Origin of the sequence: uncultured Parabacteroides sp. (assembly GCF_905196875.1) — a bacterium.
Lineage (GTDB): Bacteria > Bacteroidota > Bacteroidia > Bacteroidales > Tannerellaceae > Parabacteroides.
The window spans coordinates 1-13,959 of the sequence record NZ_CAJJWO010000058.1 but is presented as its reverse complement, the minus strand read 5'-3'; the positions used below and the strand labels follow the sequence as shown (position 1 = coordinate 13,959).

Here is a 13,959-nt window from a genome sequence, read left to right as displayed (position 1 = left end):
AATAAAGAATAGGTATGAAAATCAAAAATATATTATTGCTTTCTCTGTTGGCGCTGTCGTTCGCTTCTTGCTCGAAAGAAGACGATCCTGGCATCGAGCAGCAGGAGCCGGTGGACGCAGTAGTGTCTTTCATTGCAAAAGCAACCACCCAGCCGGGAACAAAGGCAGAGGGAACTCCTACCGACACTAAAATTTATTCGCTGAATGCCTATATTGCTGATAAAGACGGAAATGTTGTGGGATATGGCAGAACGGGAGCTATTGAGGACGAAAGCGACTTTAATGCTGAGAAAACTGTTGATAGGATAGAGGGTATCCTTGTAAAGATTGTGCCTAACCTGAATGCTAAATATCAAGCTGTTTTGATTGCCAATATTGCAGACTGTCAGGTTAAGAAGCTGAATGAAATTGTAGGAAAGGCCGGATTGGATAAAGCGATTGGAAATTATGCAGCAGGAGATAAGGCTTTACCGATGGTAAGAACATTGGAAATTTCAGGTTTGAAAGAATCAGAGAAACAGGGTGACGGATATGTAACTAACAATTGGATAAACAATGCCGATGATGGCGTTGTAAAGAGAACTGCAGAGGAGACTGAGGCGGTCGAATTAACCCGTATGCTGGCGCGTGTTACAGTAAATAAAATTACGGTTAATTTGAGTGGTTATCAACCGATTGAAGGCCAACAGGCCACTTTCAAATTGGAAACACTTTCTCTGGTAAATGTACGCTCAGGTGCCGATTTAGAATTAAAAGGTATTGGTGATTATGTGAAAGGCTATCAGTCCAACCAGTATGTATTCGAACCGGTAGAAACAGGCTGGATTATACCGGGCACTGGTACAAGTGGAATTGGTACAACAAAGCCAGGTGCTATAATTACAGATTTGAGCGGTACTGTGAATGGTGCTGGTGCAGAAAATAAAAAGGAGTATTCAGCAAGTGATCTTGGTTTTACTCGTTATATCTTTCCAAATGGAGTTAAAGAGAATGATAATCTCTATGAAACAGGTTTGGTTATAGGTGGAAAATTTCAAAGAGCACCCGGATATCCGGAAGAGTTGAAGCATTTCAGGGTTTATTTGAGAGATAGTAATGCGTCTGATGCACTTCGCCGGGTGGTGGCTAATACCTCTTATTCGCTGGATATAACTATTTCTGGTGAAGGTTCCGGTGATGAGAATCATCCACAGGATAATCTTGATATAAAAGTAACTATTACAGCTGAAGGTTGGAAACCGATGGAGCAAGAAGAGGTGGTAACTCCCCAATAGAACAAACTTTTAAAATATAAAAAGGGCAATCTGCAACTGTGGATTGCCCTTTTCATGTTAATAGCCTTACCTTTCTTTATGATATTTTCTCCATTCTTTTTATTCCGTGATATGTGTTCGTGTCATAATAAGGTGCATTTCTATCTATTTGCGTATATGATAGTTTTAACCTGTAAAATGACAGTAATACAGGCCGCGTCTTCTTTTCACTTTCCCCACTTTTGTAGTCAAATAGAGCATATAAAAATTTCGAAAACTTATGAATTTCAAATGCAATTGGAGTTGCATTCTGATCCTGTTGTTTACGTTCGCGTGTTCAATGGAGGATGAATCCGTACTCAGTGACATCGAAAATGGTATAGGGGAATCAGAGGGTAATAACACAGAATTTTATATTGATGTTAATATTAATCCTGCAATATCGGTGATTCCTTCAAAGGCAGATGATAAAGCGATCATTCCGTCTGATGAAATACATAATGCCGTATTTTTCCTTTTTGAGGGTGATGTAGTGAAAAATGTCGGAGTGTATAGAAAATCGGATACAGAAAGTGAATCGGCAACGCCATCCTACCGGTTTTACGCAAAGAAAAATGCAGATCTAAGTGTTTACGCAATCGCGAATGTGTCAGATAAAGGAATAGAGGAGTTGAAGAAACAAACCTCCTATATTAATATTCGAAAAGTTCCTTTATCAGATATTTCAAGTGATCAAACTTATTTACCCAAAGCGCCGTTTACTAAAACTAAACCTGTTGGAGAAGGTCATTCTGCCGAAGTTATGATGCAGCTGGACCAGCTTACATCACATATTAGTGTAGAGAATTTGAATTATGTGATGGATCACGGTATTCTTCCTGAAGATTTCCGGTTGACGGAAATTGCTTTCCTGAATAGGGTTGTCAATCAGGATCTTGACGGAGGTAATTTAACAATGAGTGACGATCCTCTTACATTCTCTTATGACCTGGCTCCTGATGGAAAGACTTTTAATATACAGAAAGACAATGAGTATCCGGGTTGTTTCGTTTACCCGAATGAGAATGTGGATTATAAGACGTCCGTAAAGCTATCTTTCCTTTATGGTGGTAAAACGATTACTGCTTCTGTTCCGTTGAAAACAACATCAGGAGAAAGTGTAAATGAAGTAGTTCGCCCCGGCTATTATTACAAATTGAATCTCACAGTCAGGGTCGATAACAGTAATATCAAAGCGTCGGTGGAGGCTACCGTACTGCCGTGGCTGGATTATGGAGAAATTGATCTCGGTGAAATAGAAGCTGAGTGAGAATTGATACGAAATTGGAAATTGTAGGGCTAAAATAAACAAATTGCATGAAAAAATTAGGGTATATATCGATTGGATTGACTGTATTCTCAGCTTTCTTTTTCTCTTGTTCGGAGGAAGTGATACTTGATGAGTTAAAAACGGAGTCGGTATCTATCTCATTCTCTGTCGATCCGATAACGAAAGCGGAAGGAGAAAATGGCTCTGTAGATGCAGAACCGCAGGAAGTGCAGATAAAGAATTATTATGTGGGTATTTTTAAGGATTCAAATGGTGAGCCTTCCGGGTTGATTACCAATTACAGTGAAGAAAGGATTTCCAAAGATAATGGAGGTGTTATTTCTGTGAATGATTTGATTGTTCCTACCGGTGAGCCGGTTCATATTCTGGTCATTGCTAACTCTCCGGATATTTCGAAATATAAAGGATATACTTCTTATCAGGAATTTAGCAATGTTGTTTATGCAGAATATAGCAATCTGGTTGGTGATTTAATAAAAGTTGGACAAACTGAGCATACATTTACGGTTGATAATACAACAGCTAAAGTTGACTTAAAACAATTGACGTCTAAGATAAGGGTAAAGCTATATTTGCAGGAGGAAGGTAATACGACTGCTGTTTGGCAATTCTCTCCAGCTCCTAAAGTTTCTGTCAGCGGCATAATGTTGCAAAGCCCGCTTATTATAAACGATGCTGAAACGAGTACTGTAACAGAACCTACCACGAAGGATACTGAATTATCTTGCACATTAACAGGGAATGAGATAGGCTTTGGTTTCTATACTTTTCAAAAGAAAGATATGGCTAAAGCGCCTATAACTGTTACTGTTAACGGTAATTTGTTAAACACGAAAACCGGACAGAGTGTTTCAAACGTCACTTACAAAATAGTAATCAACCGGAACAGCGTAGTCTCGACTGATGGTATCCTAGCAGGTGGTTATTATGAAGCAACCGGAACGCTGAAAGTCAGCCCGAATGTGGATGCTACCGTTGAGTGGGTGGTTGTTGAACTGGAAAAAGTGGAAGATGTAGAGATTCCCCCCTTTGAATAAGTAATCAGGATAAATAAAAAAAGAGTTAGGTATGAAACAATATAGAATCGTAGTAAGCCTGTTATGTTGCCTTTTCTTTTATAGTTCGTGTGTAGATGAAAGCGAAATAACTAAAAAGGAGGTAATGGAAGGTATTCCTGTAGATGTGACTTTGTCATTCACCTCTCCCGAAATGCAGCAGATAACTACTCGTGCCGATATGGGAACGGAGTTGGAAAATTCAGTAAAAGATTTACGCGTGTTTGTATTCAGGAAGAATGGTGATCTTGAAAAGCTTTTTAAATATCCGGAAGAGGCGGCGGGAAAAACGACAGCTATAGCTGCTTCCTTAAAACTTACCGGCCTGACTTCCGGTAAGAAACGAATTGTGGCGGTAGCCAATCTGTCGTCGGCAGATATAGAGGATATTAAAAATGAGGTAGATCGGGTAGAAAAATGGAGCGACTTACAGCAAAAAGTAGCTACTCTGAGTATTAATCAGTTGGTGCGTCCGGCTGGTTTCGTAATGAGTGGGTATTGGGGAAAGAATTTGACCGAATCCCTTTCTGAAACAGGTCTGTGTGAATTGGATGCTTCCAATGCTAGTAATGGTACAATTACTTTAGGCGGTAAGTTGTTTTTGCGTCACCTGGACTCGAAAATTAAATTTGATGTGACGATTGCCGATGATGAGGCAGGATTGAAAGAGTTTATACCTACCGACTGGCGTGTCTGTCAGGTGCCAAATAAGAGTTATCTGTTTGATTCGAACGTAGATGCATCTGTAGAGGAAAGTCATTTTTTTAATCAGGAACAGGCTTATCGATTTGAATCTACTGATTTTAATAATTTAAACCGATACAAAGGCGGTTCATTCGTATTCTATATGAGTGAGAATCGTAAACCGGCAAAAGAAGAAATTAATGATTATGCCTTGCGTGAGAAACAAGAAAAAGATGAAAAGGGACTGAACGGCGCGTATCTATATGCCGATCCGCGCTCGACTTATGTCGTGATAAGAGGTACTTATTATGAATATGACAATGAAAAGAAGATCAAAACGAGTGCCGATGTACGTTATACCATCCATTTGGGGTATGTAAATAATGTAGCATCCGATTTTAACAGTGAGCGGGGAAAATCGTATACATATAAAGTATCTATTAAGAATGTTGAGAATATAAAGCTGGAAGTAGAGTCGAGTCAGGAAGGATATGAAGGTGGTTTCCAGGAAAAGCAACCCGGGGCAGAAGGCGATGTAGTTATTGCCGATCAAAGTTTGTTGCTGGATGCACATTACGAAGTGCAGAGTATTACTTTCAGTAAGGATCATTTAAGTAATTTGTCAGTAGAGGTTAGTACTCCCTACGAATCATTTGAGTTGGGTAAAAGCGGTTATTTTGAAATAAAGGATGGACAAGCAACTGATCATTTGACAGATTACAAGTGGGTGGAGTTTGCGAAGACTACCTCTGGTAAAGGCTATATGAGTTATAGTGAAGCGAAAAGCAAAAATAAACTTCAAACGATAAAGGAGGTTCTTGAAGATTTGAATGATCATAGGAACGATAGTGGTCAAGCTTATTGGGAAAATGGAAAAGCTACATACACCATCTTTGTCAATGAATTTTATTATGATAAGGAACCGGGGGGGGATGATAATGCATCCTGGAAAAAGTTTGTCAACGTAAAAAACCGTCAGATGCATATCCTTTGTAATACAAAATATAGCTTTGATAAGCAAAGTAGCCTGACGACATCGAGCATATTGATCAGCCAGCGTTCTATCAAGAGTATTTATAATGTAGAGAATCCCTCTTTGGAAACTGCTTGGGGTATTGAAACGGTTAGGGAGGAGACGCAGCAATTCCCGTCTCTTATGTTAAAGAAGAAGCAGGTTTATACGGAAACCAAAACGAATGGATTGTATAATATGTTCGCTTTTTGGGATGATGGTACTTTTAAAGGAAATAAAAGTACTAAATGGGTTGATTATGTAACCGCTTCGAATAACAGTTTCGCTCCGGGTAGTTCCGCTCGACAATATGCCGAATATATATGTTTGCACAGAAACCGCGATATAGATGGTGATGGTGTAATAAATGATGATGAAATTCGTTGGTACTTACCAGCTACTAATCAATATGTGGGTTTATGGATAGGGCTAGATGCATTGCCTGCGGAAGCGCGTTTATTGCAAGGGGCAATTAAAAGCATAGATGAGGATAATCGTTTTACATATCATTTAATGAGTAGTAACGGTGTTCGTTTTTGGACTGAGGAAGGTGTTTCTACTGGGAATACAGTTGATAATAAGAATGCTTTTTATGTTCGTTGTGCCCGTAATCTGGGAACGAAAGTTGGAAAGCCAGGGTCTGCAAACGATCAACCGGAGGATTATGTTACAGTAGAAAAATCGAATGACTATGTGACCTCTGTAGATGTGTCGAAGCTCTCTCCGATGGCTTTGCGATCGGAAAAGTTTACTACGATAGACGGTTTTCATGCGGAACATACAGGTGGATCGATGAATTATCTTTATAAAGGAGGATTCAGTGTATATGAAAAGAATACGAAATCGTCTACATCATATAATAAAGATAAGGGAACCGGGAGAATTCCTGGATGTCCGCAAGGATATCGTATCCCCAATCAGCGGGAGCTGGCTCTTATAGCCGGATATTCTGGTTCTGAAATTTCAAAAAGAGTAGACAAGGGGGTAACTTATTATGATCAGCTGCCCTCATGTACTTATTCCGCATTAGGTTATAAGAAGGATATTTATACATTGGCTTTTCGACAAGCCGAAGGAAATTATTTGACGTTATCCGGAAATTCTACAGATTATGTGCGTTGCGTAAAAGACGGCCGATAGTTTTGCATCTAATCTGATCGTTTTAGAATAGATTAAGATATATGAGAGGGGAGCCTTTACAGGTTTCCCTCTCTTTTTGTTATAAATACCTTCCCCAAGAGTGTTTGCCAAGGCTGAAAAAAGCATTCGGGTGTATTTCTATCGTTCGGAATGGGTGGTTCTATCTATTTGATATACTGCAATTTTTACCGCTTAAACATGAAACCGGCACCTCCGCCAGGTTCGTGGGACCCGCCGTATCTTTGCAATATCAAAAACAACGAAAGTATAGGGACATAAAAATTCATTCATTATGAAAACAAGAAATATCATCACAATCATCAGCATTATCTTCGCAATGGTATCCTGCTCAACAGAAAACGATATCCTGAACGATATGAACACTAATAATAGCGCAAACGCTACTGTTGAAGACGCTGTTATTTCTTGCTCTATTAATAATGTAGCAACAAAGGCGCTTGACAATACAGACGAAGCAACGATTAAGAATGCTTGTTTCTTCCTGTTGGATGCAAAAGGTGATGTATTAGGTTACAGAACCGGAAAAGAAACAGTAACTTTCAAAACAAAGAAAGAAGAAGGCATGAAAGTATTGGCAGTAGCTAATATCTCTGATGCAACAATGGCAACTTTATCAACATTAGCTTCAAAAGCAGCAATCAAAGCAGTAGTTCTGAATGCAAACGATTTGAACGAGTTGCCTAAGATGGGTGAAGCAACAGCAACAACAAACACAGAAATCACAGTTAATCAGATTGCTGCCCGTATCGATCTGCAGAAAGTAACAGTAAATTCTTTAACTAATGCAAACTCAGTAACTCTGACAAAAGTAGAATTAGTAAACCAGGTTAATCAGATTAAATTGAATGAGAGCGAAGCTCATGTGAATTCTGAACTTGTAAATGCAGGCATAGGAGTTACTGAATTACCCGCTGAAGATACCGCAACTCTTTACACTTTCGCAAACAATGGAGCTGATGCAACCGCATTGAGATTAACATTCACAACAGACGGTGGCAAGGTGTTGACAACAGATGTAACAATCAAGCATGACGGTGCAGTAAAGGTAGTAGCCGGTTACAACTACAAACTGAACATCTCAGTAAACATCACTGGCAACAATATCGATCCTACTGTCACATTCACAGTAGCAGACTGGAACGACAGCTCATTCTCAGTAGATATGAAATAATGGGATACAAGACACAATTTATAATAACTAGTTTGTATTTAACCCGTGATGGGCGATGATTTTAGGTTAATGTTTAGGTTAGGTTAAGTTTGGATAAAGATAGAAAACGTGTTTTTCTTCTTTATCCTTCTTTTTTTGCAAATAATTAAAGTGTCGGAATATATGTTTATCGAATGTAGATAGTTTTGCATTCTTTTCTGATAGCTTTAGAATAGATTAATATCCTTGCATAGAATAAGGGAAAGGCCTTTTTACAGATATCCCCCTGTTTTTTTTACGAACGCCCCTCTTTTGTTTGCCGGAAGGTCGCTCAAAGGCATTTTAAGCGTATTCCTATCGTTCGGAAGGGGTGGTTCTATCTATTTTATATCCTGCAATTTTTACCGCTTAAACATGAAATATGTGCCTCTACACGGTTTGTGAAGCCTGCCGTATCTTTGCAATATCAAAAACAACGAAATAATTCATTCATTATGAAAACAAGAAATATCATCACAATCATCAGCATCATCTTCGCAATGGTATCCTGCTCAACAGAAAACGATATCTTGAACGATATGAACAATAATAATAGCAACGCAACTGTTGAAGACGCTGTTATTTCTTGCTCTATTAATAATGTAGCAACAAAGAGTGTTGCAAACAATAACGAAAAAGAGATAGCCAATGCTTGTTTCTTCCTGTTGAATAAAGAAGGAGATGTGATAGGTTACAGAACCGGAAAAGAAACTGCAACTTTCAAAACAAAGCAAGAAGCTGGTATGAAAGTGCTAGCAGTAGCTAATATCTCCGCTGCAACAATGACAACTTTATCAACATTAGCTTCAAGAACTGCAATTGAAGACGTAGTTCTGAATGCAAACGATTTGAACGAGTTACCTAAGATGGGTGAAGCAACAGCAGAAGCAAACACTGCAATCACAGTTAATCAGATTGCCGCCCGCATCGATCTGCAGAAAGTAACAGTAAGTTCTTTAACTAATGCAAACTCAGTAAGTCTGACAAAAGTAGAATTAGTAAACCAGGTTAATGAGATTGCATTGAATGCAGGTAATGCAAAAATAAATGAAACAGCAGTAGATGCAAATATAAGCGAAACAGTCTTAGGAGGTAAAGATGGCTCTGCTACAGATATTGCAACTCTTTACACTTTCGCAAACGATGCAACTAACGCAACCGCATTGAGATTAACATTCACAACAGATGGTGGCAAGGTGTTGACAACAGAAGTAACGATCAAGCATGACAATAAAGATGTAAAAGTAGTAGCCGGTTACAACTACCAACTGAACATTTCGGTAAACATCACAGGCAACAATGTCATTCCTACTGTAACATTCACAGTTGCAGACTGGAACGACAGCTCATTCTCTGTGGATATGACAGAATAAAAATAAGACATATAAAAGATAAGGGGTCTCAAAAGATGTGTAAGATAAACCCGTGAGGGCGATTTAAGTTTTCGAAACAAGTTAATAGGATAAGGAATGAAAAAGCGTTTTCTTCCTTATCCGTTTTTACCAAACTTCTCAGATTCAGATGTGTATTAGTATCGTTCGGGATAGGTAGTTCTATCTATATTGCGGGTTGTAATTTTTACCGCTTAAACATGAAATAGGTACCTATGATGGACTTTCCGTAACAGATGTATATTTGCATTGGGAAAGAATAAAAAACAAAGTTTGGCTAAAGATGGGGATTATCAAACGAAAAAATGGAAATCTGATAAAAACCGATTATCTTTACGAACAAAACATCCCTTAAATATCAAGGGGAGGATGTGAGATGAAGCAGAAACAATAAAATAAGAAATATAAATGAATAAATATGTACGATTATGAAGGGTAAAATGCTTATACTATTAGCAGTAATATGCAGTCTTTCCTCCTGTGTCAAGGAGGAACTGATCGGGCCTTCCGAAAAAGAAGGACTGCCTGTTACTATCGGTGTATCCATGTCGGCACTGGAGGCTACGACAAAGGCGGATACGAAATCGTCAGCTACCGATGACGAGGCAAGAATCAATGACGGATTCATATTGGTGTTCAAGAAAGCTGATGTAAACGCTGACCCTAATGAGTGTATTGGCTATGCGAAAGTAGAACCGACAGACGATATTAAAGGAGAAGGTGTAACAGTAAATACAATTACCGGTCATGTTCGTTTTGTAGGTATTGCAAATGCGGATGAGAATTTGTCGCAGAAATTGATTACTGCTTTTGCCGGAACAACAAAGGGTAACTATGCTGCTCTGAAAGCTATGACCTCCTCTCAGGTGCTTGACGATCCTACGAAGCTGATAAAGGTGGGAACAAAAGATGAAGAGCTGAAACTTCCTCCGACGAACGAAAAGATAAATATCGAAGTTGTGCAATTAGTTGCACGGGTGGATTTTACAGTGCCCTCAATTACTACGAATGCGGGTGTTTGGAGATTTAATATATCGAGCTATACTGTAACTTCTGTTTGTAAGGAATCTGATTTAATTATAGAAAACGGCGGAAAGAATGGACGTGAAGATGTAATATATGATATTAAAAATAAGGAAGTTGCTAATAATAAGGTTTTATTTTATACTTATCAAACAAGTAAAGTTATAAAACTTAGTGTTACAGGTCAATTAGTAAATGAAAGCACTAATGAAACTAAATCTCAAACATACTCTGTTGATCTGAAACCTCAAGCGAATTTAGGACATCTAACAGATGGTTTTGTTCATGGATGGGCTTATAATATTGAAGGTAAAATAAATGTTCAAAATTCAACATTAACGGTAGTTATTACTGTTAGAAAATGGGATAATTGTGAAGTTGATGTTGATTATGGTGATTATGACAAGTATTAAGTAATAGGGTAATTAAATAGTAAGAAGTTATGAAAACGATAAAATATACGATGTCCGTTTGGGCAACTCTGTTGTTAAGCGTATTATTTTTTGCTTGCACAGATGATTTTGAAAATGGAAATAATAAGGGTGATGGCAAGAGTATTCGCCTGACTTTTAGTATACCGGATAATCTGGTTGTAAATCCTATGACAAAGGCTGCTGATGAGGTTTCGCCTGCAGTTACGGATATAACAGTTCTGGTGTATAATACGAATAAAGAACTTCTGGCTTCTAAATATTATGAATCTGGATCAAGTGACTTTGAGCAATTGAATGCGGGAAATTCATTTACAACAGAAGCAATAGAAGTTGGTGAAAATGCATCTGGTGTCGTTTATGTTGTAGCTAATGCAGGTGATTTAAGTTCTATTTCATGGAGTGAGTTGGAAAATAAAAAATTTTCTTTGAGTAACGGACAACCTCAGATGATTATGTGTGCTTCCGGAGATACATATCCCAATGATCCGAAACAAGGAACACCTTCTTATAGCTTTTCAGGTATTCCTTTTAATGTAAATACGAATTCTAATATTACTGCAGAGTTGGTCCGTATTTATGCGAAGGTAACAGTCGCTGTTGAGTTTAAAGATATGACAAACGGTGTTACGATTACTCCTCAAACATTGAAAATTTATAATGTTCCAATGACCGGAAAATTGAAAGGGCCGAATAAGATTATTTCGGAGTCTGGATCGCTTAGAGACGGTGAGTTGCTATATTCTACAGCGAATGACAAACAAAGGGGGAGCTGGAATTCTGCAACAGGTGAAGGTGCTGTTTTATATTTATACGAGAATATGCAGCCGGAAGGGTTTTGTGAGATGACGAATGGCAAGCCAGATCAAAGATCGAAAACTCCACAATCTTTTGTGGAGGCTACTACCAATACTGAATTGTTAAAGGGGGATAGGTTATCTTCTTTTATAGAAATTGTTGCTAAATATGAATCAACAAGTAGTGAACAAGATGGTACAATCAAGTATCGTTTCTTTTTAGGTAATGATGCATATAAGAACTTTTCAGTTCAACGTAACGTAAACTATAAAGTAACTCTGACTTTGCATAAAGATGGTGCAATAGAAGAAGATTCCTGGCGCGTAGAAACGGAGAATATTCCCAATACAATTAATGTGTCGGATGTATATATCAGTTATTTAGGAAACTCTTCGGTTGAAATGAAAGTGACCGGGGATGTTAATGGCATACAAAATATTGAGTATGGGGAACTCTCTAACCCAAACCCGTCGGATATTGGCGGTAGATTTGATTATGCGGACTCCTCATTGGATGGCGTTAGAATACTAAAATTTACAGCCAATACAACTAATATTCATGATTACAAAGAAAAAACAATGGATGTAACGTTTACTATGAAAAATGGTAAAAAATATACTGCAACAGTTCATCAGGTGCCACGTTTGGTAGATCCGATAGCCTATTATAAAAGTGCTAAAAATACAGATTTGGTTAAGGTCGAAGTGAAGCGTTTTAATGGGGATGTATCATCCGGTAAAGGACGTTATGAAATATTAGGATCAAAAGGTCCCTGGACAGCTACTATTTCGGGGGGAGATTGGTATACGATTAGTTCAACGGATAGAGAGCAAAGTGTTAGTGGTGTGAATAACTTTATTACAGGAGCTGGAGAAGTTGTATTTAATTATCAACCTAATAGCGAAAATACGAATGCTGATGGAGATCAAGGAATGACTAATGGTGCCCGTTTTGGTAAAATCATAGTAAAGTATCATAACAATAGCTGTGAGCATGAAATATTTTTACGTCAGGGGTATCAGCCAACAGTGTTGGGAGATGGAGATTATCCATGGTCATCGTTTAACTGTTTAGGAAAAACAACAGATGATGCGAATGCTTATGGTGTGAATACGACTTATCCTACACAAACTGGTTGGTTGTTTAATGGTGGGGTTGATGTTGCTATGAATCCATATAATCCGGGATATGAAGTACGTCCTGGTGAAAATACTAATATTGAATATTCTATTGGAACTCAGAATTATGGTTATCCGGAGGTAGCTTCTAGCTCTGTATATACAAACTGGCAAACTCGTGACGATTATTGGAATTCAAACAATCAAAATAACTTTACGATTAATAATAATTTACCCCGAACAGCAAAGAGCAAGCGAGGACCTTGTCCTAGAAATTATATAGTAGCTGATGCGTGGAGTTATGAACGGATGGTAAAAAAAGAGAATAATGTTGCTGTTTATACAGGATATGTTCATGACGATTCTCCTTCGGGTTCTGTAGACGAACGAGGTTGGGATTATTTGGCAATGATGAACGGTCAAGATCCTACGATAAAACCAAATAATAATTGTAACCCTGCTAAAGGTTCTTTATTTGTAAACAAAAACGATAATACAAATGTATTTTTTGGTTATGGAAAAGGACTTATTGGTGGAGTTGGTCGGGATTCAAAAGTTTTGAATGAAATAGGTGTAGGGCATAGATCTGCGTATGGAAATATCTATTCTCTGTTTGGTATATTACAGTATTCAGAATCTAATACTTATGGTGCATATTATTGGAATGCGACTCCGTTTATATCAGGAAATATGGGAAAAGTGGCTTTAAGTTATGACATTTTTAGTACAGAGCCAAATCCTATTGATGTCCCAGGTAGATTCTCTTTTGAAAATGGAAAAAATTTAGCTATAGGTCTTGATGCTTTCTATAACGCTAGTTTTGTAAGATGTGTGAGAGATCCGAATCCGGATCCGGTGATTGAATATGTGACATTTAATTTAGGAAAATGTTTTCTAAAACTTCAAGATGCGAATGGAAATCTCACTAGAGTGCAGCCCATGAACCTAATGACAATTAAAGCCATAGGTGTGACAGGTGACGGATCTACTAAGAGTGTAACAGTATTTGCGTTTGGTCAGAACGATGCTTATAATGATGATAACTTGGTTTTGCAAAAAGTAGAAAAGTATACAATCACTGTTCCGGGTGGAGTTCCAAGAGATTTTACTTATGGAGAATTAGTAGGATATACTCAAAGTGGAGGAGATATTATTTTTGTAAAAAAGTAATCAAGTAGAGATAGAATAGTTTGATATGAGCCAGTGTTAGTTTATTTGAGCTAACACTGGCTTTTTCATATGTATGGACATTTTCCAAATGGATTTTGAGTGAATGTGATTTGGAATATTCTTTTGATGTGAATAGTGCATAAACTGGCTTACGGTTACTATCCGGAACAGTACAGACAGATGTTAGTGTTTCGATTCTTGTCAGAAGTGAGCCTGTCGCTATTATCGGGCGGTTCACGAACCGCCCCTACCCAAAAATTGCTTCACAATTTTCTAGATATGAATGTTATGTTGTTGGTATGGGCGTTTCGCGAAGAGTATATAAGGAAACCCGACAAATGGTC

At 38.0% G+C, this 13,959-nt stretch carries 8 protein-coding genes; all 8 read left to right on the top strand.

What is annotated here, in order from left to right; translation table 11 throughout:
• Positions 1-14 precede the first annotated feature (14 nt).
• The 8 genes from QZ076_RS16485 to QZ076_RS16450 all read left to right on the top strand — a co-directional run bounded on the left by QZ076_RS16485 (position 15) and on the right by QZ076_RS16450 (position 13,615).
• Positions 15-1,274 (top strand): fimbrial protein, encoded by a 1,260-nt coding sequence (locus QZ076_RS16485; RefSeq protein ID WP_293714848.1) that lies wholly within the window; start codon positions 15-17, stop codon positions 1,272-1,274.
• Between the two features lie 259 nt (positions 1,275-1,533).
• The gene (locus tag QZ076_RS16480) at positions 1,534-2,562 is read left to right on the top strand and encodes a hypothetical protein (RefSeq protein WP_293714847.1); all 1,029 of its coding nucleotides are present in this window, start codon (positions 1,534-1,536) and stop codon (positions 2,560-2,562) included.
• 47 nt (positions 2,563-2,609) lie between these two features.
• Positions 2,610-3,620: a fimbrial protein gene (locus tag QZ076_RS16475; RefSeq protein ID WP_293714845.1), complete on the top strand. Its 1,011-nt coding sequence runs from the start codon at positions 2,610-2,612 to the stop codon at positions 3,618-3,620.
• A 31-nt stretch (positions 3,621-3,651) separates the two neighbouring features.
• On the top strand, positions 3,652-6,474 hold the full coding sequence (locus QZ076_RS16470) for a fimbrial protein (protein WP_293714844.1): 2,823 nt from the start codon (positions 3,652-3,654) through the stop codon (positions 6,472-6,474).
• Between the two features lie 292 nt (positions 6,475-6,766).
• Entirely contained in the window at positions 6,767-7,666 is a 900-nt protein-coding gene (locus QZ076_RS16465; protein ID WP_293714843.1) for a hypothetical protein, read from the top strand.
• A gap of 473 nt (positions 7,667-8,139) precedes the next feature.
• Complete coding sequence (locus tag QZ076_RS16460) at positions 8,140-9,057, top strand: hypothetical protein (protein WP_293714841.1); 918 nt, start codon at positions 8,140-8,142, stop codon at positions 9,055-9,057.
• A 446-nt stretch (positions 9,058-9,503) separates the two neighbouring features.
• Complete coding sequence (locus QZ076_RS16455) at positions 9,504-10,511, top strand: hypothetical protein (RefSeq protein WP_293714839.1); 1,008 nt, start codon at positions 9,504-9,506, stop codon at positions 10,509-10,511.
• Between the two features lie 29 nt (positions 10,512-10,540).
• Positions 10,541-13,615 (top strand): hypothetical protein, encoded by a 3,075-nt coding sequence (locus QZ076_RS16450; RefSeq protein ID WP_293714838.1) that lies wholly within the window; start codon positions 10,541-10,543, stop codon positions 13,613-13,615.
• The last annotated feature ends 344 nt before the right edge of the window (positions 13,616-13,959 follow it).